The following is a 21,614-nucleotide window of genomic DNA, read 5'->3' as shown; positions in this document are numbered from 1 at the left end:
GCAAGTTATCTTATCCTGCAACTGTCTCATGAATTAATGACGGCGCAAGGTGGTATCTGACAGCAAATAATCGTCGTCACAATCCACCAAAGTAACCTTGTTGTGGCAGCATGGAAACACAAGCAGCTTTTTCATGCCTTCATGAATAAGCTTAAGCTCTTTGGGCTTCAGGGGCAGCAAGACGTTATCATGATTGCAAAACGGACAGGACTGTACATAAACATCCCCCATGACAATGTCATAAGGCCAGGTTTTATCAAAAGGAATCATGATTTGTCCGATTCTCCGCCGTTCGGGTCAGCGGCTTCTTCTTTAGCCAGTTCGGCCAGCTTTTGCATCAAAATGTGCTGGGGTGTATGCATAAGGTGTTCCAGCGGAATGCCGAGTTTTTCGGATAATTTCACAGCCGTTTCCGGCGAAATTTGTAAGGGTCTCATCTTGTTTTCCTCCTAATTGTAGTGATAGTACCATCACGCTGTAGCTTTATTGTATATGAAACCACATGAATTCGCCAAAAAAGAAAGGTGGAACTATTATGAAAACCCCGTTAAAGCAAACATGGGATCTGGAATCTATTTTTAGCGGAGGCTCCTCCTCCGCCTCATTTCACGCATTTTTGGATGAACTGGAGAGCAAGGTCCAACAGCTGCAATCCCAGCTTAAGGTAGCCAAAGTGCCTCAAACGGTGTTGGATACTGAGCGTCTGGATAGTGTCCTGAATAGCATACAGGAGCTGTTTAATGGGACATCGCAGGCGGGGTCGTTTGTATCTTGTTTAACTGCTCAAAATCAGCATGACAAGCTGGCAGTTCAACTGGGGGCGCGTGTCAATTCTTTGTATGCCCAAGGGAAAAGTGCCTTAGTCGCTTTCCAGAACTTGCTGGCGCAAACCAGTGAAGACATTTGGCAGAAATGGATGGAGCGCGAAACGATCAAGCCGATTTCTTTTGTCCTGACCGAATACCGGAACGAAGCGCGTGAGAAAATGGCTCCAGAACTGGAGAGCCTTGCACTTGATTTGGCAGTGGATGGATACCACGGCTGGGGTGACTTTTATGATACCATTGTCAAAAATATGACGATCCCAGTGCCTGAAAATGGGGAGATTGTACACTTGTCTGTAGGTCAGGCAGCTAATAAGCTGGATGAAGCAGATCGCAGCGTACGTAAAGATGTATTTGCACGTTGGGAAGCGGCATGGACTCAGGTCGAGGACTATTGTGCGGATACACTGAATCATCTGGCAGGCTTCCGTCTCAAGCTATATGAAAACCGAGGCTGGACAGACGTGCTCAAGGAACCGCTGGAAATCAGCCGTATGTCAGCCCAAACGTTGGATACGATGTGGCAGGTGATTAATGAGACCAAGCCGATTGCAGTCAAATATCTGGAGCGGAAAGCCAAACTGCTGGGCTTAGAGAAACTGTCCTGGCATGACATTGAAGCTCCGCTGGGAGCATCGACCACTAAAATCCCTTACGACGATGCTGCCGTAACGATTGTTGAGCAGTTCGGTAAATTTAGCTCAAGAATGGCAGACTTTGCCCAAATGGCTTTTGAGAAAAGCTGGATCGAAGCAGAGGATCGTCCGGGCAAACGTCCAGGTGGATTTTGTACATCTCTGCGTCTAAGCAAAGAAACCCGAATTTTTATGACCTATGCCGGATCACCGTCCAACGTTTCGACACTGGCCCATGAGCTCGGACACGGTTATCATCAGCATGTGATGAATGAATTGCATCCATTAAATCAAAATTATGCGATGAACGTGGCTGAGACAGCATCGACGCTGGCGGAACTTATCGTATCCGATGCTTTGCTGGAAGCTGCCGAGGGCCAGGAGAAGGTAGCTTTGTTGGAGGATAAAATTCAGCGTGGTGTAGCCTTCTTTATGAACATTCATGCCCGTTTCCTGTTTGAAACCCGTTTTTATGAACTGCGAAAAAAAGGTGTGGTAGGAGCACAGCAATTAAGCGAACTGATGGAACAAGCGCAGCGTGAAGCGTTTTGTGATGTTCTGGATGAGGCTCATCCTCATTTTTGGGCTTCCAAGCTGCACTTCTATATTACAGACACTCCTTTCTACAACTTCCCATACACATTTGGGTATATGTTCAGTGCAGGGATTTACGCTTTTGCGAAGGAAAATCCAGATGGATTTGCCGATCAATATGATGCTTTACTGCGTGATACAGGTCGCATGACAGTAGAAGAACTGGCCTCCAAGCACTTGGGTACCGATTTGACACAGGCTGACTTCTGGCGTAATGCTGCGCAAGTTACTGTTCAGGATATTGAGCAATTTTTGCAAATGACCCAATAATGAAGTTACATTTTAAAAGGTCTCCCGTAAGGGGGGGCCTTTTTTGTGATTCTTGCAAAGGATGATGAATAAAGTCACAAAATGTCGAAGTGTAAATGACACTACCTGTTAGCGAATTTTAAAATGATGGATATACTTAGAAAATAGTTATAAATACCCAAATATGTTGATTTTGATTGTAAGCTTAAAAACCTTCGCATATAATTGAGCCGTAAGACCTATTAAAAATTTTTATATAAGGCATATGGGAGGGTATTTAGATGGATGAAGTAGGACAATTGTCGTTGGCGAGGCAGATGGATATCGTTTTTAAAGAAATGGATCATGAACTGGCGGGTTTATCATCAGGCATCGTATTTGTGCAAATACGAAACAATGTAGTTGGGAAATTTGGGATTCGGCATAATCCAATTGCAGGTAAAGGCGGCACATTTGCAGCAGTAGAACCAGGCTTATCTGCTCAGCATCGGGAAGAGTTTCGGCGTATGGCCCTGGAAACACTAAATCACAAGCGCAGCTGGACTCATGGTGAGATTGCTTTCGATTTTGCCGTCAGACAAGGGACGATCTTGGTAGATGCAACCTTAGAATCCAACTACAACATGGCGAATCTCATGATCCGCTATAACAAGCCTACATATCGCGCGGCTAAATCTGAATAATCATTAAAAGAGCAAAGTAAAGAGCGGTCTTCATATGAAGACCGCCTTTGTTATATACCCGTTATAACGTATTTTTGTAAATTACGATAACGGAATGCTCATGTGGAATAATGACGCTTATTGACCTGAACGACCGGATAATTGCTGTTCGGCCAGCTGTACTAAGCGTTTAGTGATATAGCCTCCCAGAGAACCAGCTTCACGGGACGGCATATCACCATAGTAACCGTCTGCCGGAATGGTGATGCCCAGTTCTTGTGCAGCTTCATATTTCAATTGTTGCAGTGCGTTGTTGGCTTGAGGAACAACCAGAGTATTGCTGCGACGTCCTCTGCCTTGGTTGGATTCATACATGTGTAGTCACCTCCTTCGGCTGTGATGAGGTTAGTATGCGACAGAGATATGAAAATATGCGCCGAAGGAAAAAGTGACTATAGGAAGATTAAGGATGTACGATATGAATCTGAGTGTTGAGGTCGATGGATTGTTGCGGCTCCAGACGAATTAATCCGGCTTCCCCGACAGGATCGGAGAAATGGGGAGCATCGGGCAGCCAAGTATAAGGCTCGATGCAGAAATACTGATCACATTCACCTTTAGTATATAATACCCAATACTTAAAGTATTGCTCATCTGCGGTGTAGCGGATTTGATAGCCGTCATCACGAGTCAAAATAGCCTCAGCTGGTTCTTCCGTTGCTCGCAGCAGAGTATCTAAATTGGTCTCTTTCAGAGATAGACCTGAGGGAAGTTGCTCTAAACGATCTAAATCTAAAGAAGTAATGACACCTGTAGGCAACTGCTCAGCATCCTGCTCGTATACTCCATTCACTGGCAGCTTCAAGCGCCAACGCTCGGGCTCTCCATCCACCATAAACCAGGTGTGGTATCCCAAGCCGAAGGGTGCTGTTTTTTCACCTAGATTTGTCACACGCAGTGTTTGACTTAATACGGTGCCTTGCAAACGATATGTCATTTCCAGCCGCAAAGGAATGGGGTATTGTTCCATCCAGTGTGGATCGCTTTCAGTCAGAAGCTCGGTTGTTACACTGCAACCTTCTTCATCCTCTTCAATATCGCTGCAACACCAGGATTGATTGCGGTGCAGACCGTGTATATGATTGTCATTGGCTGTATTACGGTCAAATTGATAGGGGACACCGTCAAACTCAAATTGTCCTTTGCGAATTCGTCCTGGAGGAATCAAAATAGGTAAGCCAAAATGATATGGCTTTTGTAAATAAAATGCCAATTCTTCTTCGCCAGGCCGACGTACGATCTCCCGGTTCAGCTTCAGATCACGCACGGAGATAATATTATTCCCCAGACGAGGGATCATTGTAACTTCCAATTCACCACTATGTAAAACATACGTGTCGTAACCGTTCCAGTGTTCTTTGGTCACTTGTTTCATATCCATGCTCCTTTGTCCACTATAATCGGTTGAAGCTTCGTGTCATTATGATAACAGATTTTTGACCATATGGCACAATCGTCATTTGACAATAATAGTATGCGGAATTATCATTAATGTAGCTTAGAAAGAAATGACATGGATAACACGATGATGAGGACAAGTAAGCTTTTGCATTAGCTCTTCAGAAAGCCGGTGGTGGATGAGAATCGGTGAGCCTGCACTGCTGAATGGACCTTGGAGTGCCGCACAGAACAGGAGTTTACTTTCCTCAGTATGACGGCCGATTGCTCCTCGTTAACGGAGCTTTAAGATTGTAGGCGGCCACGGAATAGCTCCGACGACTAACAGGCTGGCGCAATGAATAAGGGTGGTACCACGGTCTCGCGTCCCTTGAGGATGCGGGGCCTTTTTGCGTTCTAAAATATTGGGAAAAACGGAGGAGAAAAAGATGAAAACTGTACTTTCAGGTATTCAGCCTAGTGGACAACTTACATTGGGCAATTACATCGGCGCTATGAAAAACTTTGTCAAATTGCAAGAGGATCACCAATGTTACTTTATGGTTCCAGATCTTCATGCGATTACCGTACCGCAGGAACCAGCTCAATTACGCGAGCAGTCGGAGGCGGTGGCGGCATTATTTATCGCAGCGGGTATTAACCCAGAGAAGTCCAACGTCTTTTTACAATCCCATGTTCCTCAGCACGCTGAGCTGGGATGGTTGATGACGACACTGACGAATATGGGCGAGCTGGAGCGTATGACTCAGTTTAAAGATAAGGCTGCTGGCAAGGATTCCGTAGGAGCAGGGCTGTTCGTATATCCGTCGTTGATGGCAGCTGACATTTTGCTCTACAATGCAGATCTTGTCCCAGTAGGCGACGACCAGAAACAGCATCTGGAGCTGACACGGGATTTGGCGGGCCGTTTTAATCATCGTTATGGAGATTATTTTACGATTCCCGAGCCGTATATCCCTGAAGTAGGGGCAAGAATTATGTCCTTGGATGATGCATCCAAAAAAATGAGCAAGAGCAACCCGAATGCAGGCAGTTTTATTGCGCTGCTGGACGATCCGAAAGTTATACGCAAAAAAATCAGCCGCGCCACTACCGATTCGGGCAGTGAAGTTAAATATGATCCGGCCAATAAACCGGAGATTAGTAATCTAATGAGCATTTACAGCCAGTGTTCCGGTTTGTCGCTCCAAGAAGTACAGGATCGTTATGAAGGACAAATGTACGGGACATTTAAAAAGGAACTGGCAGAGACGGTTGTAGTTATGCTGGAACCGATTCAACAACGCTATCGCGAAATCCGGGAATCCGGTGAAATTGGACATATTTTGGCCCAATCCGCAGAGCGTGCTCAAGAAACTGCTGAAATCACGCTGTCTGCGGTCAAAGAGCGCATGGGCTTTTTACCACGTGTACGCTAGAGCCTATTGAAGCCAAGACTTACAAACTGACTTAAGAGCGACGTTGACGGGCCTTAACTACGAAGCCCCAGCCGATATTGCCGACAGATAAAAGCCCCAGCAATATAGCAATCCATGCAGAATAGCTGATGGATATAGCATCTGCTGTCAGCAGGATAATGGATGAAACGGCGAACCATAGGGATAAACCTTTGCTCATGGTAAAAACCTCCAGCTTTCGAATGTTGAATTTCAGGAATAAGTAGATGTAAGTGAGCCATAATAATCTTGCAAGCTTGCAATGAACCTCACTCACAAAGAACTGAAAGGAGATTCAAATATGAGCAGACGTCGTTCAAACAACCTGCAAGTACCGCAGGCCAACGCCGCTTTACAACAATTAAAATATGAGGCAGCTCAAGAACTTGGCATCACTATTCCTCAAGACGGTTACTTCGGTAATGTCGTTTCCCGCGAAACAGGTTCTCTTGGGGGATACATCACGAAAAAGCTGGTCCAACAAGCAGAACAATCCTTGTCGGGCAGCAGCCGCTTGCAGTAATACACATAAACACTCCCATCCTGGAAGCTGTATTATGAGCAACTGTGATGAAGAAAATCCGGAGCGATCATGCTCCGGATTTTTTTGCGCATGCTTACGACCATTGTGAATCACGCAAGTCTGCTTCGTCAAGAGGGCGCTTACATAAGACATCGCTTTTGACGGGAATGGTCAAAAAAAACAGCAAGCTCCAGGCATAGGGAGACTTGCTGTCTGTAATCTACTCGGTTTATTGGTAGCTTTTAAATATTTTTAATTCGTATGCAGGGAAAGGCGCTTTTGCATTTTCTCGTCACTGAGCCATCCAATGTAACTGTTGATCAGTCCGAATTGCTTATCCATCGCAACCACCGCCACGAATGGATATTGCCTCCGGTGTCGATACCTTACGTCCCCCCAGCGTACAATATAGCCCCATTCCAGTTCTTCTACCTCGGCTACGGCAAAGGAGGAAAAATAGCGAAATGCTTGCACATCACGATAGGATTTGGAAGCTTCTACAGCTGGATGTGTGGACGGAGTTGCGTGTTTCGTCCAAAATAAATGTTTGCCATGTAATCCGCCAATGTCATAACTTCCATTCTGATGAGCTTTTACCACATGCCACCGGTTCCATGATACCGTGGGAATGATATAATAGGTGTCGCCTTCCTGGCGCTGGGTGTCCATATCACGCACCGCTTTTTTGGTAATAAAATGACTCCAGGTTCGCCAAATGTAATACAGGCCAATAAGGATGTACAGTGTAATAAATAAGGGTGCCGGCGAAACCAACCCGGTGATCCACAGCATTATTGCAGCAACATGGGTACCGAAAATAAAGGGATCGAAAATATGGATGATATTCCAAGATATCCACTTGTTCGTAAACGGCCGAAATGCCTGTGTTCCGTACGTATTGAATAAGTCTGTGAATACGTGCAGGCACACTGCAATCGTTACCCATAATGCGATATGACCCGGGGGCACATCCCTGAAGATCAAGCAGATCAGTCCCGTGATGGACAAGATCCATATCAACCAGAAGGGAATGGAATGCGACAGTCCACGGTGATTGCGAATGTAGGCTGCATTGTTCTTCAACCGAAGCAAAGTGTCAAAATCCGGAGCTTGTGACCCTACGACCGTAGCGAGCAGTACGACTGCGGCCAGCTTTGGATCTCCGGCGACGACAGGATCAGTGTAGGCCAGCCCGGCCAATCCGATCCCCATGACAAAGTGTGTGGCTGTATCCATATCTGTCGCTCCTTTTGTATTGTTTCCTGTACTTATTACTACCCAAATTTACTGTAAACGATCAGCAGGGGCGATTTGCCATCTGAATTGTGAACGTTTTGTGCGTTTTCTGTCAAACTTTTTAGGGTAGGTATATGATAAAATTTATATCGGAGTTCAACTTACTCCCGAATTCATACATCTCTAAGGGGGAGTTACTCACAATGGATAATATTAGTTATAAGACTTCTTCGGATGCGGCTACCTATTCGGTAAAATCTAAACCACCCGGCAAGGCGGGCACTTGGAAAGATTTTATTACAGTGACTAAGCCAGGCATCCTTCGTACTAATTTGGTTGCAGCCTTCGGTGGTTTTTGGTTAGCATCGCAATGGGACGTTGACTATATAAAGTTAATCCTTACACTCTTAGGTACAATGTTGGTTATGGCGTCTTCTTGTGTCTTTAACAACTACTTTGACCGTGAGTTGGATTTGAAGATGGAGCGGACACGTAATCGCTCACTGCCAACAGGACGTCTGACCCCTACAACGGTGTTGTCCTACGCTATTATTTTGGGCATCGTCGGATTGGCTGTCTTATTCTACTTCTCTGGAGTGAAGGCAGGACTACTGGGCATCTTAGGTATGATTGTCTACGTTGGCATTTATACACTCTGGTTGAAACGTTCGTCTACATGGAGTACATCCATTGGCGGTATTTCAGGGGCTATGCCTCCAGTAATTGGTTATGTGGCCGCATCAGGCCGTATTGATATGGGCGCATGGCTTTTATTCGCATTACTGTTCTTATGGCAACCGCCTCACTTCTGGGCACTTGCCATTCGCAGAGTCGAGGAATATCGCGCAGCAGGCTTCCCATTGTTGCCAGTTGTGAAAGGTATTCATCGGACCAAAATTCAGATGATTCCTTATATTGTGCTGTTGATTCCGGTACCCATCCTTATGTACGCTTATGGGTATGCCGGTATGATTTTTATGATCGTGTCTGTATTGCTGTCTGTGCTTTGGGCGTTTTATGCTTTTAAGGGTTTTACGATTAAGAAAGAAGAAACAGATTCCTGGGCCAAAAAAGTATTTTTCTTTTCCATTAACCATCTGACACTCAGCTTCTTATTGATGATCGTTGATACGGTTCATAAATTCTAATCCGAGTAGTAGCATTAGTGATAATACACTATATTTGCTGTCCAACAGGCGCCTGAATTGGCCTGAGGACAGCTTTTTTGTTATTCGCAGGACTAAAGCACAGGAGGGTATATAATGTATTCCTCTAAGCCAGCTTTCTCCAACTGGGCAATCACATATTCATCCGGAGTCCCTTCTACGCCAGCATAGCCTTTGCGAGTATACATATGAAGTGCATCCGGAAAAGCGTCTGCAAGCACACCTCTTATTTTTTTTCCCGAACTGTCGTTGTCCATAAATAAGTATATTTCATCGTGCTTGGTCCGTTTGCGGAGGGATTCCAGTTTTATAGAGTTTAGTGTGCCGAAGGTACATAAAATATTGATCTCCGGGTCAAGTAATCGGCGAAGTTTACTGCGGTCATTTTTTCCTTCGACAATCACGGTTATCGCCATTTTGCTCACCCCTTGCTTTATGCCTGTGCTCGAAATTCCCCGGGAAATGAAGGAATATGTGTATAGTTTAGCTCTAAACGGGGTTCTCATGCAAAAAACAACAAAACAGCCTGCCAGAAGTGGCAGGCATGGGTTACAAAGCAGGCTGTTAGGGCAAATCAGACATTAGATCCAGCAAGTACGAAGAATGATGACGAGCAGAATATATAGAACAAGAATGATACCAGTTGAAGTCCCGATAGGGCAAGGATGACAGTGGCCCATGGTCTGCACCTCCCTTTTCTAATAATTCAGTCAAATTAGTCTATGTTGGTAGGAGGATAAGGTCCTGTGCACACGCCTTTGAGAAGAGTATTTTGGGCTTAAAGGCAGCATATTAGCATGCTTCCCTCAGGTGTAACTAGGAATGGTGAGGCCCTGAGGCAGGCAGTGGAGGTGTCGGAGATAATCGCTGGACAGGAATAAATAATAGACCGGCCATCAGGATCAGAAAGGCGATAAAGAAAGGAGAAATGTGATCTGGAAGCTGACCCGCCAGTACAGGTCCGGCAAAGGAGCCGATAGATGTTGCAATGGATTGCAAAGCAAAGGTTTTGCCCAATCGCGCACCTCCAATTTGTATGAAAAGGGAGGCCAGCGCTGGGAAAATAATGCCTTTGGCTGTTCCTAAAATAAACAGGACGATGCCTATGATCGCTTCAGGCGTGGTGGCGAGTGCGAAGAAGCTTAAAGACAACAGAATAATGCCGCAAAGTAGCCGTACCATCGGTGAATATTTGTTCAGAAAAAGTAAACTTAGCGTACAGAGTGCTCCCAGACTAATGATAGAAAAGAGTAATCCGGTGGACATTATGGATGCAGAACCGTTATTACGTAAAGGGATCTCGTAAAATAAAATGCCTTGTGCGCACGCTAAAACAAAAGGTAGAAGCAGGTAACGCCAATTAAATGGTAAGCGCGTATGTGCTGGCGATAGCGGAGCGGGTGTTGCGTGACCATCAGATAATTGGGCCTGCGGAGCGGGTGCATTTTTGGGTAAGGTGAAGTAAGCCATAAGCCCCGTGATAACGAGAATGATGCCAAGGGAACTAAATGTCTCGCTAAAGCCAAAACTGGCTACGATAAATGCACCTGCGGCCGGAGACAGAACAGAGGCCAACGTGTGGACGACACCATGCCCAGACATATATTTCCCCTGCGTAACCGGATGATCAGACAGTTGTGCCAGCATGGCCAGACAGGCTGGGGATAAAAAGGCCAACACATAGCCACTAATTGCACGTAGAAAAAGTAATTCCCACGGTGTATGGATGTACGATTGAATGATCAGGATGATGCCTGCGGCTGTCAGACTGAACATAATATATCGGCGACTGCCGTGTTTGTCGACTTTCGGACCTGCCATCAAGTTACCAGGCAGGTGAGTCAGAGAGTAAATCCCCATCATCCAACCGATAAAGGTAGGAGCTGCCCCCAAAGAGATTGCGAATGGTGTCAAAATAGGATATTGTGCATGCAAATCAAAAAAGGCAATGAACAAAAAGAGATACAGCCAGAGGGCTGTTTTCATGTGAATGACCCCCTTTCCCTAATGTAAACTTTCATATTACCACGTATTGGCCCTTCCTAAGTTGTACGCTGGATTAGACGAACATAGAACACTTTGTATGGACAAGAATTAAATGACAGGGGATGTAAAAGACCCAAGCTGACAGGACATTGCGTAATCATGTATAATTACAGAGACAATTTGCAATTGAATCATGTAGTTGAAAACGGGAGTGTAGCGAATGGATAAGAACGTCTGGACAGAATTTTTGGAACACAATTGGCAGATCGTTCAGGATAACTGGCTGTATATATTGATTGGGCTTGTTCTATTATTGGTCATATTGAAGATTGTTAGAACTCTCGTAAAATGGCTGATCATCATCGTTGTGATTGCAGGCTTGCTAGTATACAGTGGGATTTCATTTGAACAGGTCGGCAAGGTCGTGACTCAGGCAAAAGATGATGCAATTAACAAGGTTCAGAGCGAGGCTTTGAACATGATGATAAAAGAGGGGCAAAATGCCAAATACACCTCCAACGGGGATGGTACATTTACAGTATCCAGTTCGAACCTGGAAGTAAAAGGTCCGTTTGAGGGTGATAAGGTCAAGGTATGGTATCAGGGAATGTCGCTGGGCGAATGGAGTATGAGCGACACCGTCAAGAAATATATTGATAGTGCGAAAGACTTGGCGGCTGTACAGCCGCCACAGTCGCCGTAGAGACAGGAGGAGCACAATGAACCCATCCTGGCTGGAGTCTGTTCTTCATTGGAATGGCGTGACGGTGTTTCTGATCGCCATCGTCATATTGTCGTTGATACAGGGGTGGAGGCGAGGGGCCTCCAGATCTGTGGGTGCGCTGTTTAGTCTCATTGTGGATGGGATACTCACTGTGACGGGTATTTTGTGCTCGCTCGGGGTAGCCATGTGGCTTTCACCGAAAGTACAGCAATGGCTGGCAGCTTACATGGAGCATTTGCCGCAGCGCAAACTTAGTGGAATTGAGCAATTTTATTATACGCTCGTGGCGGGGGTAGAGGGTTTTCCGCTGCTGCGGTTCGCCGTATTGTTTATGCTTAGTTATGCTATTGCCCAGTTTTTACTACGTGCTATTTATGTGTTGGTGGTAGGCGGCAAGTCGGAACTCCATGAGCATGAAAAGAAATCTGGCTTCTTCAGCAGGGTGGCAGGGGCTGGAATCGGTACCCTTATTGGTGGAGCTCGCGCCATGATGATCATAGCCCTGCTGTTCATAGGCGTAAGTCTGTATCCAGACAGCGGGTTTAGCAGCTACGTACAAGCTTCGCCGATTTATAAGCAAGGTGCGCAATCGGTCATTGAGCCGTTGTCCGGGACTCTGATTAAGGATAAGCTGCCCGTATTTACGCAGGCTGTTACCAAGGAATTGAATGGTATCATGCAGCGCAAATACGAAATAATCGACCGGGACATTCCGGATGATATCGGTCAGGCAGCAGTCAAGATTACCGAAGGAGCTAGCGGTGATGAGCAAAAAGCCAGAGCCTTGTATGAATGGGTAGGCACCCGCATTAGCTATGATTACAGTAAGGTAGAAGCCTATGAGCAACGTGGGGATTGGCATGAGCAGACTCCCAAAGATACGTTTGATACCCGTAAAGGAGTATGCATTGATTATGCCCGCCTGTACGCAATGATGGCTCGTTCACAGGGACTACAGGTCAAGGTCGTTACAGGCCTTGGATACAACGGACAGGGAGGTTACGGCTCCCATGCCTGGAATGAGGTGTATTTGAGCGGACAGGATCGGTGGGTCCCGCTCGACCCGACCTGGGCACAAAGTGGGGACTGGTTTAATCCGCCTGGTTTTGCTCAAACACATATCAAGGATAAAGTGATTTAAGAAGGAGTGGAGAAGGGCGCATGAGAAAGATGAACAACGAGCAAGAAAAAAACAATGAGACATCCGACCGAAAAAGATTTAGCTTCCGGATCAATCTGTTCTTTTTCAGCTCGTTCATTATATTTACAGTCATCATTGTCAGACTGGCGATACTTCAATTTGTAGATGGACCCCAGCTCAAACAGCAGGAGGCCAGTAATGTTACCAAAAACGTACCACTTACGCCGATTCGCGGAACAATTTATGATTCAACCGGGCAGAACAGACTGGCATATTCAACACCTGTACAATCGCTGTATATCACGCTCTCCAAGAATTATAGTGATGGTATGGAAGAAAAGCGTAGTCCAGATAAAAAGCTGTTGCCTGAGCTGGAAAAGATGACACAAAAGCTGGCGAATCGCTTTGCTGAATATGGCAATAAAGATGAGCCTAAAATGACGCCAGAGCAAATTATGGACGCTATGGACCGGAACTATCAGCGATTTAGCGGTTTTACGCCGCGGCTGATCAAAACGAATCTTAGTAAAGATGAAGTTGCCTATTTTATGCAGCATAAAAGTGAGTTTCCAGGCGTAGATGTCGTTGAAGAAACGGTACGTCATTACGATCCTGATACAGTAGCTGTTCAAACGGTTGGTTATATTAAAAGTTATAAAAGTGCACGTGAAACATTGGAGAAATATAAGAATATTCAAAAATCCATGTCAGCTGAAAATGATCCGGGCCTCATTTATATGGATAATGAATCTGTGGGCTTTGACGGGCTGGAATATCAATATCAGGAACAATTACGGGGGAAAAATGGCTATAAAACAGTACCCATTGATCCACGCAATATGCCGGAAGGTGTAGATTCTGTTACTCCTCCGCAAAAAGGGGATAATGTCTATTCCACGATTAACAAAGAGATTCAGGTGAAGACTGAAAATGCCATTATGGATCAATTGAGATGGCTCCATTCACATGCTGTATCCGGCAAGACTCATCCTTATGCGAAAACAGGCTTCGCAGTAGCGATGGAAGTAGATACCGGAAATGTGGTAGCTATGGCTAGTATGCCGGATTATGATGCGAATTATTGGCAAACGGGTACGATTTCAAAAGACAAATATGAAGAGATAAAACATGTGTATCAAAACGCTACAATAAAGAACGTTGGCTCAGGCCAACCTGGACAGCATCCAGATTCTACAGTGCTTCTGGGATCTACAATTAAGCCGCTGTCTGTTCTTATTGGATTGGAAGAAGGACTGTTTACAACAAATACGTACTATCAAGACACAGGAGCAGCTTATTTCGGACGGAACAACTCTTCACGGGTACGCAACGCATCTGGTCATGTGTACGGTTCAATGGACCCGGCTACCGCTATTCGCCATTCCTCCAATGCCTTTATGGTCGATATGGTTGGCAAGCGCTTATATAACAAATATATTAATAACGCTGCAGAAGACCAAGGTGTTAACGTATGGGACCGCTACATGAAGGAATTTGGATTAGGTGTTTCTACTGGAGTAGACTTGCCTGGTGAGTTCCGGGGTTGGCGAGAATATACGAGTAAATCCGAGTCTGCACTTTCCAAATTAGCATATGCATCCTTTGGTCAACAAGGTAAATATACGCCTATGCAACTTGCTCAGTATACAACGATGATTGCTACAAAAGGCAAACGGATGGAGCCACATTTGGTCAGTCAAATTAAAGATACCAATGGTAATGTTGTCCAGACGTTTAAGCCGAAGGTGCTGAATGAAGTGAACTTCCCGGATGCTTACTGGAATGAGGTCATACGCGGAATGGCTACAGACGTTAGCGCATTTAATGGCTTCCCTTATGACTTTGCCCGCAAAACAGGTACATCACAGCAGAGTGTAGGTAGAGAACTAAAAGATAACGGGGTATTTATCGCCTTTGCACCACGCCAGCATCCGAAGCTGGCCGTAGCCGTTGTCATTCCTGAAGGAGGCTTCGGGGCTTGGAGCGCCGGACCTGTGGCACGTAAAATCTTTGATGCTTATGATGAAGTATATGGTCTGGACGGTGTTCCTAAGAAAAAGGATACAGCGACAGCCGATTCTAATGCAGCTAAACAGCCATAATTATTTTATACAGATTTTTACTCATATAAGCTTTCCTCAGCCTTTGGACTGAGGAAAGCTTTTTTTTGTTCTTTATACGTTTTCTTACAAAATTGTCATCTTAAATTTCATCGTTTCTTGCTTTCAATATGGTAGGATCAGGAATAGGAGACTTTATTGGAAGGAGTAATGACCAGCAAATATGGACAGAGGAAGTTTGGACAAAAAGTTTTCATTCAAAAAGAAAAATGATGAAGAGAATGCTGAATCACGAAAAAAGCGGACGGTTCTACGAACCAACCTACTGTTTTTTAGTGTTTTTGTGCTGTTTGCCCTAATCATTACCAGACTAGCTGTATTGCAGTTTGTACAATCAGAGGAGCTAAAGGGGCAGCAGCAATCGATAAATACCAAAAATGTCCCGCTTACCCCAAGTCGCGGTACGATTTATGACTCCACAGGTAAGATTAGACTGGCATATTCCACCCCGGTGCAGTCCCTGTACGTAACTTTGTCTAAGGATTATAGCAAGCGTACGGAAAATAATCGCAAGCCGGGGGAAAAGCTGCTCCCTGAGCTTAATGCTTTTGCTGACAAGCTTGCTAGCAAATTAAACGAACTGGGGCGTGCCGAAGGAGAGCAACTTGATGCAGAGGAGATTATCAAGCGACTCGACCCTGATTATATTCAATTTAGAGGATTTACCCCGCGTTTGGTCAAATCTGATCTGAGTCAGCAGGAAATCGCTTATTTTCTGGAGCATCGAGCAGAGTTTCCAGGTGTGGAGGTTATCGAAGAAAGTGTACGCCATTATGACTCGGATCGGGTAGCAGTCCAAACGATTGGATATATGTATAAATTCAAAGGAGCCCGAACAAATCGGGCCAAATATAAAGAGTTGTATGAGGCCAATTCGGAGGTCCTAAGACCGGAACAGGTATATTCGGAAAGCGAAATTGTCGGATATGATGGCTTGGAGCTTCAGTATCAAGACGAGCTGAGAGGAAAAAACGGCTATAAAACGGTAGAGGTCAACCCGCGCAGCATGCCGGAGGGCATTGAATCCATTACGCCTCCAGTGAAAGGTCATCATCTGTATTCTACCATCAACAAGGAAGTTCAACAAAAAACCGAACAAGCGATTATGGATCAGCTCAGCTGGCTTCATACTCATGCCGTATCAGGTAAACTTCATCAGGATGCAACCACTGGCTTCGCTGTCGCGATGGAGGTAGAGACCGGACATGTCGTGGCGATGGCCAGTATGCCCGATTATGACTCGAATGTATGGAAAACGGGAAGTGCGTCGGCCTCGGTATATAACGATATTCAGCATAAAATGGGGAACGGAACGATTAAATCCGTACCTAGCGGAAAAGCGGGTCCGCACCCCGAATCCTCGGTCTTGCTGGGTTCAACTATCAAGCCGCTAACCGTGCTGATTGGGTTGAAGGAAAATTTTTTTTCGCCTGGACAAACTTATCAGGATACGGGAAGTGCGTATTATGGCAAAAATCGCTCTAGCCGGGTCGGGAATTCAGGCGGGCATGTGTATGGTCCTCTGACACCTAGTAAAGCAATTGAATTCTCGTCGAATACGTTCATGGTAGATATGGTGGGCAAGCCGCTATATGCTAAATACGGCAGCAATGCAGGGGTACATCAGGGGATTGATATATGGGACAGGTATATGAAGCGATTTGGACTAGGCGTACCGACGGAAGTCGATCTACCCGGCGAGTGGGCAGGCAGACTGGAGTACACCAGTAAGCATGAAAGTGCATTGACACGTTTAGTACAGGCATCCTTTGGCCAGCAGGGAAAATATACAGCGATGCAGCTGGCCCAGTATACGACTGTGCTGGCAACCAAGGGCAAGCGAATGCAGCCTCGTCTGGTCAGTAAAATTGTAGATGATCAGGGGAATCTCGTACGTGAGTTTAAACCGAAGGTGCTGAATGAGGTCGCTTTTTCAGATACGTACTGGGACACTGTGGTTCGCGGCATGGCTACTGATGTTAAAGCGTTTAACGGATTTCCTTATGATTATGCCCGTAAAACAGGGACTTCTCAGCAGGTAGTGGGTCGTACGGTTAAAGATAACGGGGTGTTCATTGCTTTTGCTCCCCGTCAAAATCCGAAGCTAGCTGTGGCGGTGATCATTCCTGAAGGAGGCTTTGGTGCAACGAGCGCGGGACCTGTTGCGCGTAAAATATTTGATGCGTATGACGAAGTATACGGGCTCGATGGTATTCCCAAAAAGCCTCAGGCAGCGAAATAAGGGTTTGAATTCTTTTGTGGGCATCTCTTTTTCATGGTAAAATGTCGTTGGACATAAGGGACATACAGGAGGAAGAGAGACGATGGGAGAAAACCAACATAAATACAAACTGCTTGCGCTCGACATGGATGGAACTTTATTGAACGATAATCATGAAATAAGCCTGGAAACGATTAATTGGATTAACAAGGCGATTCAGGAAGGGATTCATGTATGCTTGTCCACTGGACGTGCAGCGATGCATGCTTTGCCTTACGGTCAGCAACTCGGCCTGGAGACGCCTATGGTAACCGTAAATGGCAGTGAAGTGTGGAAATCGCCTCACGAATTGTGGCGCCGCTATTTACTTGATAAGGAGCTTATTCGCAAGATGCACCAGATTGCCGTAGAAACAGACTCATGGTTCTGGGCTTACTCAACTGATGAATTATACAATAGAGAACGTTGGCCGGACACATTGGATACACAGGAGTGGCTTAAATTCGGTTTTAATACGGAAAATGACGAAATTCGCCATCAAATTTTGCTGCAGCTTCAGGAGTTGGGAGGACTTGAAATTTCCAATTCCTCGATGACGAATCTGGAAATTAATCCGGCTGGTATATCCAAAGCCAGTGGCATCGCTGAAGTGTGCGACCTGCTTGGCATTACGATGGAGCAGGTGGTTGCCGTTGGCGACAGTTTGAATGATCTGGCTGTGATTCAAGCGGCTGGACTGGGCGTAGCGATGGGGAATGCCCAGGATACTGTAAAAGAAGCAGCTAATGTAGTAGTGGCTTCGAATAATGACGACGGCATTGTAGAAGTGATTCGTGATTATGTGCTTGTGTAATAAAATAAATAAGGCACAAGCAAGATGAATAGACGAAAAGGAGGAGGCCCATGGACGTTGTAGGCTGGATTGTTGTCATTGTACTGTTCATTGTGGGCATGGCGGGAGCGGTATATCCCGTATTGCCGGGGGCGCTCGCCATCTATTTTGCATTTTTTGTATACGGCTGGTTTTTCTCGTTTGCTTCATATAATAAGTTATTTTGGATTATACAAACCCTCATCGTCGTGGCTCTTTTTATAGCCGATTATGCTGTAAATGCGTGGGGAGTCAAACGATTTGGCGGCTCACGTCTGTCGGCGATCCTCAGTACTGTGGGGATCATTATTGGCCCCTTCGTTATTCCGGCATTCGGTCTGATTTTGGGACCATTTATCGGTGCTGTGCTGGGTGAACTGATTGGCAAAGCCCCGCTAGATCGAGCAATCAAAGTTGGCTTTGGCTCGGTCTTAGGCCTCTTTACCAGCACCGTGATGAAAGTAATTTTGCAGCTTGCTATGATTATTGTATTCTTGATTTGGGTGTTATAATCAGAGATTCGTTTATTATGATTTGCAGAGACAGAATCGACATGCGGCTCCGCACCGGTGATGGCTCAGGCCATGACTATTTGTTGCGGGGCTTTTGCATGCATGTGAACAGCAAGAAAGAAGGGAACGCATTTTGTCCAATAAAGAAACATTCCTTAAAGGTACGCTTATTTTAGCCGCTGCCGCCTTGGTGGCCAGAGTGCTTGGTCTGGTACAGCGCGTTCCATTGGAGCATTTGCTCGGCTCCGTCGGGAACGCCTCGTTTACCATTGCCAACAACGCTTATTTGATGCTGCTTACGGTTGCTACGGCTGGCATTCCCAGCACACTGAGCAAAATGGTTTCGGAACGCTACGCACTGAATCGGCCTGCGGAAGCGCGACGTGTGTATCGTGCGGCTTTGATATTCGCAGCCGTAGCCGGTATTATCATTACTGCGCTGCTGTATTTTGGAGCGCCTTATTTTGCCGAGCGTATAGCAGGGGTTCCGCAGTCAGCGCTGGCTATTCAGGCTTTGGCACCTGCTTTGCTGTTGTTTCCTGCCATTGCCATGATGCGCGGATACTTCCAGGGACGCGGTAATATGACCGCAGGCGGTATTTCGCAAATTGTCGAGCAGGTCGCACGGGTAGCAACCGCAATTCTGCTTGCCTTTATTATTTTGAAGCTTGGTTATGGAGATCGTGAGGTTGCGGCGGGTGCCTCCTTTGGGGGAGTCATGGGAAGTCTTGGCGCTTTGGCGGTCATGTTGTACTACACGGTGAAGTTGCGTCGTCAGGATCGCCAGGACCGTCAAGAGCAATTCCAAGAGGAAAGCTCTGCACTACCGATGATGCGCATTTACAAAGATATTTTCAAGCTTTCTATTCCCATTGTATTGTCGTCCTTGACGGTTCCGGCGGTCAATTTTATTGATACGTCGATTGTGGTTAGACTGTTGTCTGGACAAGTGGGATTGGATCAGGCTACTACTCAGTTGGGTTATCTAGGTTCTAGGGCACAGAGTGTGGCGGGCATTCCGCCGATTTTGGCTATTGCACTCAGCCAATCGCTCATTCCGATCATTTCGGCGGCTTTTGCCCGTAAGGACGAGCAGCATTTACAAAATCAGATGACGCTCGCCTTGCGTATCTCTATTTTGACTGGAATGCCAATTGTGCTGGCCTTATGTGTAACTGCTTATTCCATTAATGGTCTGCTATTCAGCTCGCTTGGAGGCAGCGGAATTATCGCTGTCCTGACACTCGGGACAATCTTCCAGATTACGATGATGACCTCTAATTCGATATTGATTGGTATGGGCAAGCCGCGTATTTCAATGATCAATGTGATGGTCGGTATCGTCGTGAAGTTGGCAGCGAGCTGGCTGCTGGCTGGTTGGCTTGGGATTTACGGGATTATTGCCGCAACCGGATTGTGTTTTCTCGTCATTACGTTGCTGAATTTGCGTGTGCTGAAAGGGATCGTTTCCTTCTCGATTATGGGCCGTCGCTGGGCAAGCTTCGTAATTGCAGTTGTAGTCTCGGGAGCTATCGGGTACGGTGTAAATGAAGCCTGCATTATGCTGGTACATCTAATACCTGCGCGTGTAGCCTTCTTGATCGCGTGCTGCATTGCCGGAGCGGTTGTACTGGTATGCTACTTGGTATTGCTGGTTGCACTGCGTGTATTGCGCAGGGACGAGCTGGGTAACTATCCGCGTATATTGCAGAAGGTGTTGCGTCCGTTAATGCGTCTACAGCGTGAGTCCACAGGACATCGAGGTTAAAGAGCCCTCATTCAGTGGAAGGGCCGTAAGCTGTTATGGGCATCATGGGCCATTGCTGTTTTTTGAATGCCATGACGGTGTTCATGGCGCATGGCAAATAACAGAGGCCGTCTTGGTTCACTGAGATGCCCAAGCGTGGAACCATCCTGAAACCAATCATAACGAGGGATCGGATCATATGCTGTATCTGACCAGACGGAGTTCAACTCCGGGCTGTACAAACGTTGACCCGGCGGAAGCCATTCATGCGCTAAAAGCGTTGCACTCTCTTTTGGAGAGCGCAGCGCTTTTTGTTCGTTGGGAGTGAACAGTCCAGGCCAATAGTCGCTGCGAGAACCGGTATGCGGCACGCGGGTAGCAAATGCGGTTACCTGATCCAGTACCTGCTGATGACCAAACAACATAGCGTAGAGGCTTTTGCCAAAGCCGATCCGCTCGTCCAGATGGCCGAAACGCTCCATGACAAGTCCGGCAAGTCCATCATTTAGCCCAAGCGGAAAAATAACCTGATTGAGCTGAAGCCAGTCATGCAAATAAAACCCCGGCTTGTGGGTTACGAATTTTTGGAAATACGGATCTTTCACGACCCGTCCTTCAATATAGTTTTGTTCATTAATAATGAGCGCTACCGTCAAAAGAGAACTATCCCGCCAAGCCCAGAAACGTTCCCAAAAGGGCTTCATGAATGGCGAAACGTGAAAATAAGGCAACAAATGAAAGCAGCTCCGTCCCAAATGACGGCTATGCATGTAAAGCTGCAACTGCGGATAAGCGTCCTGGAAAATAAGGGCGTTACAGCGCTCCAGCAGTCGATACAGCCACTCCTTTTCCTGTTCGTCGAACAGGTCGCCAATAAGCTCACTCTTCAAGTCGGTCATATTATAGCCGCCGTTACGGGAAACCAGATGAGCCAATAATGCCCAGTGTAATTCAGGATAGCCACGATAGCAGTCGAGATAAGCGGCCGTGCGCGTAATATTGCTGCGATTCTCCTGTGCTGTGTCGTTCTTGATCCGCTCCAGCAGCTCACAGTCTGTTTCACATAAAGGCATATTTAGAGAAGAGGGACGCGTAGCGGGACCGTTGACCAGCATTAACGCTTCAGCCTCATTCATAGCGGTCTGTGCCGACTGATAATCCCACGGCAGATGACGTAAGGGATAGCGTAATTTACGGGATTCGGTCCAAGCCGCACGTTTGCCTTCCCATGCCTCTTCCGCAGCGCGCGGAACGGAACCCAGTAACTTTAGCCCTCCCTGAAGCTGTCGAGATGCAGCATGGAGCCATTCGGTCAGAGACATGTTTAAATAACCTCCTTTCAAGTGCAGGCATTCCCGTATTCCAACAAGTATGTTGGGTATGCTGTAGGATGTTTGTCACTGTTGTGGATTCTTAAGTATAGCTTTAGTATGCCTTAATGAGAGGGCTTCCAATCAGCATGTGAGCAGAATAGGGAGTGTGCAAAAGCTTTACTTGGCGTTAAAATAG

Annotated in this window: 22 protein-coding genes; 12 read left to right on the top strand and 10 right to left on the bottom strand. The window is 46.2% G+C overall.

Annotated elements, in window-relative coordinates:
• Positions 1 to 33: 33 nt before the first annotated feature.
• Both FKV70_RS16120 and FKV70_RS16115 read right to left on the bottom strand, forming a co-directional pair.
• A complete protein-coding gene (locus FKV70_RS16120) occupies positions 34 to 270 on the bottom strand; it encodes a hypothetical protein (RefSeq protein ID WP_063209590.1) in 237 nt (78 codons plus the stop codon).
• Positions 267 to 437, bottom strand: a complete 171-nt coding sequence (locus FKV70_RS16115) for a YycC family protein (protein ID WP_081276877.1) — start codon at positions 435 to 437, stop codon at positions 267 to 269. Before FKV70_RS16115 ends, FKV70_RS16120 begins: the two co-directional genes overlap by 4 nt.
• 98 nt (positions 438 to 535) lie before the next feature.
• Here FKV70_RS16115 and FKV70_RS16110 point away from each other — a divergent pair, with 98 nt between their 5' ends.
• Positions 536 to 2,323 carry a M3 family oligoendopeptidase gene (locus FKV70_RS16110; RefSeq protein ID WP_142613477.1) on the top strand — a complete coding sequence of 596 codons (1,788 nt, stop codon included), beginning with the start codon at positions 536 to 538 and terminating at the stop codon, positions 2,321 to 2,323.
• A gap of 260 nt (positions 2,324 to 2,583) precedes the next feature.
• On the top strand, positions 2,584 to 2,985 hold the full coding sequence (locus FKV70_RS16105; protein WP_142613476.1) for an O-methyltransferase: 402 nt from the start codon (positions 2,584 to 2,586) through the stop codon (positions 2,983 to 2,985).
• A 117-nt stretch (positions 2,986 to 3,102) separates the two neighbouring features.
• Here FKV70_RS16105 and FKV70_RS16100 read toward each other — a convergent pair whose 3' ends face one another.
• Both FKV70_RS16100 and FKV70_RS16095 read right to left on the bottom strand, forming a co-directional pair.
• Positions 3,103 to 3,339: an alpha/beta-type small acid-soluble spore protein gene (locus FKV70_RS16100; RefSeq protein WP_063209584.1), complete on the bottom strand. Its 237-nt coding sequence runs from the start codon at positions 3,337 to 3,339 to the stop codon at positions 3,103 to 3,105.
• Positions 3,340 to 3,427: 88 nt separating this feature from the next.
• Positions 3,428 to 4,399: an aldose 1-epimerase gene (locus FKV70_RS16095; RefSeq protein WP_142613475.1), complete on the bottom strand. Its 972-nt coding sequence runs from the start codon at positions 4,397 to 4,399 to the stop codon at positions 3,428 to 3,430.
• A gap of 451 nt (positions 4,400 to 4,850) precedes the next feature.
• On the opposite strand from FKV70_RS16095, the gene trpS reads away from it, so the two are divergent.
• Positions 4,851 to 5,840, top strand: coding sequence for a tryptophan--tRNA ligase (trpS, locus tag FKV70_RS16090; RefSeq protein WP_064798053.1), 990 nt, complete (start codon positions 4,851 to 4,853; stop codon positions 5,838 to 5,840).
• Positions 5,841 to 5,871: 31 nt separating this feature from the next.
• On the opposite strand, the gene FKV70_RS26170 is transcribed toward trpS, so the two are convergent.
• Positions 5,872 to 6,039, bottom strand: coding sequence for a hypothetical protein (locus FKV70_RS26170; protein WP_167669736.1), 168 nt, complete (start codon positions 6,037 to 6,039; stop codon positions 5,872 to 5,874).
• A 120-nt stretch (positions 6,040 to 6,159) separates the two neighbouring features.
• Here FKV70_RS26170 and FKV70_RS16085 point away from each other — a divergent pair, with 120 nt between their 5' ends.
• The gene (locus FKV70_RS16085; RefSeq protein ID WP_013311857.1) at positions 6,160 to 6,381 is read left to right on the top strand and encodes an alpha/beta-type small acid-soluble spore protein; all 222 of its coding nucleotides are present in this window, start codon (positions 6,160 to 6,162) and stop codon (positions 6,379 to 6,381) included.
• Between the two features lie 252 nt (positions 6,382 to 6,633).
• Here FKV70_RS16085 and FKV70_RS16080 read toward each other — a convergent pair whose 3' ends face one another.
• Complete coding sequence (locus FKV70_RS16080; RefSeq protein WP_063209580.1) at positions 6,634 to 7,617, bottom strand: metal-dependent hydrolase; 984 nt, start codon at positions 7,615 to 7,617, stop codon at positions 6,634 to 6,636.
• A gap of 203 nt (positions 7,618 to 7,820) precedes the next feature.
• Between FKV70_RS16080 and cyoE the strand changes: the two genes are divergently transcribed.
• Positions 7,821 to 8,765, top strand: coding sequence for a heme o synthase (cyoE, locus tag FKV70_RS16075; RefSeq protein WP_063209578.1), 945 nt, complete (start codon positions 7,821 to 7,823; stop codon positions 8,763 to 8,765).
• A gap of 92 nt (positions 8,766 to 8,857) precedes the next feature.
• Here cyoE and FKV70_RS16070 read toward each other — a convergent pair whose 3' ends face one another.
• The 3 genes from FKV70_RS16070 to FKV70_RS16065 form a co-directional block, all read right to left on the bottom strand.
• The gene (locus tag FKV70_RS16070; protein WP_142613474.1) at positions 8,858 to 9,199 is read right to left on the bottom strand and encodes a toprim domain-containing protein; all 342 of its coding nucleotides are present in this window, start codon (positions 9,197 to 9,199) and stop codon (positions 8,858 to 8,860) included.
• A gap of 165 nt (positions 9,200 to 9,364) precedes the next feature.
• Positions 9,365 to 9,463 carry a YjcZ family sporulation protein gene (locus FKV70_RS26660; protein ID WP_231116964.1) on the bottom strand — a complete coding sequence of 33 codons (99 nt, stop codon included), beginning with the start codon at positions 9,461 to 9,463 and terminating at the stop codon, positions 9,365 to 9,367.
• A gap of 136 nt (positions 9,464 to 9,599) precedes the next feature.
• On the bottom strand, positions 9,600 to 10,769 hold the full coding sequence (locus FKV70_RS16065) for an MFS transporter (RefSeq protein ID WP_142613473.1): 1,170 nt from the start codon (positions 10,767 to 10,769) through the stop codon (positions 9,600 to 9,602).
• 220 nt (positions 10,770 to 10,989) lie between these two features.
• On the opposite strand from FKV70_RS16065, the gene FKV70_RS16060 reads away from it, so the two are divergent.
• From FKV70_RS16060 to FKV70_RS16030, 7 genes are all read left to right on the top strand, one after another.
• Positions 10,990 to 11,472: a hypothetical protein gene (locus FKV70_RS16060; protein ID WP_142613472.1), complete on the top strand. Its 483-nt coding sequence runs from the start codon at positions 10,990 to 10,992 to the stop codon at positions 11,470 to 11,472.
• Positions 11,473 to 11,488: 16 nt separating this feature from the next.
• Positions 11,489 to 12,634, top strand: coding sequence for a transglutaminase domain-containing protein (locus FKV70_RS16055; protein ID WP_142613471.1), 1,146 nt, complete (start codon positions 11,489 to 11,491; stop codon positions 12,632 to 12,634).
• A 20-nt stretch (positions 12,635 to 12,654) separates the two neighbouring features.
• Entirely contained in the window at positions 12,655 to 14,736 is a 2,082-nt protein-coding gene (locus FKV70_RS16050) for a peptidoglycan D,D-transpeptidase FtsI family protein (protein ID WP_142613470.1), read from the top strand.
• Between the two features lie 181 nt (positions 14,737 to 14,917).
• Positions 14,918 to 16,996 (top strand): peptidoglycan D,D-transpeptidase FtsI family protein, encoded by a 2,079-nt coding sequence (locus tag FKV70_RS16045; protein ID WP_142613469.1) that lies wholly within the window; start codon positions 14,918 to 14,920, stop codon positions 16,994 to 16,996.
• An 82-nt stretch (positions 16,997 to 17,078) separates the two neighbouring features.
• A complete protein-coding gene (locus tag FKV70_RS16040) occupies positions 17,079 to 17,828 on the top strand; it encodes a Cof-type HAD-IIB family hydrolase (protein WP_142613468.1) in 750 nt (249 codons plus the stop codon).
• A gap of 50 nt (positions 17,829 to 17,878) precedes the next feature.
• Positions 17,879 to 18,358 carry a DUF456 domain-containing protein gene (locus FKV70_RS16035; RefSeq protein WP_063209561.1) on the top strand — a complete coding sequence of 160 codons (480 nt, stop codon included), beginning with the start codon at positions 17,879 to 17,881 and terminating at the stop codon, positions 18,356 to 18,358.
• Between the two features lie 133 nt (positions 18,359 to 18,491).
• Complete coding sequence (locus tag FKV70_RS16030; protein WP_142613467.1) at positions 18,492 to 20,126, top strand: putative polysaccharide biosynthesis protein; 1,635 nt, start codon at positions 18,492 to 18,494, stop codon at positions 20,124 to 20,126.
• An 11-nt stretch (positions 20,127 to 20,137) separates the two neighbouring features.
• Here FKV70_RS16030 and FKV70_RS16025 read toward each other — a convergent pair whose 3' ends face one another.
• On the bottom strand, positions 20,138 to 21,427 hold the full coding sequence (locus FKV70_RS16025) for a DUF2515 family protein (RefSeq protein ID WP_142613466.1): 1,290 nt from the start codon (positions 21,425 to 21,427) through the stop codon (positions 20,138 to 20,140).
• Between the last annotated feature and the right edge of the window lie 187 nt (positions 21,428 to 21,614).

Source organism: Paenibacillus ottowii, from assembly GCF_006874425.1.
In the GTDB taxonomy this organism is placed as follows: Bacteria; Bacillota; Bacilli; order Paenibacillales; family Paenibacillaceae; genus Paenibacillus; species Paenibacillus ottowii.
The sequence above is the reverse complement of the archived record's forward strand: the minus strand, read 5'-3'. Positions and strand labels throughout refer to the sequence as shown.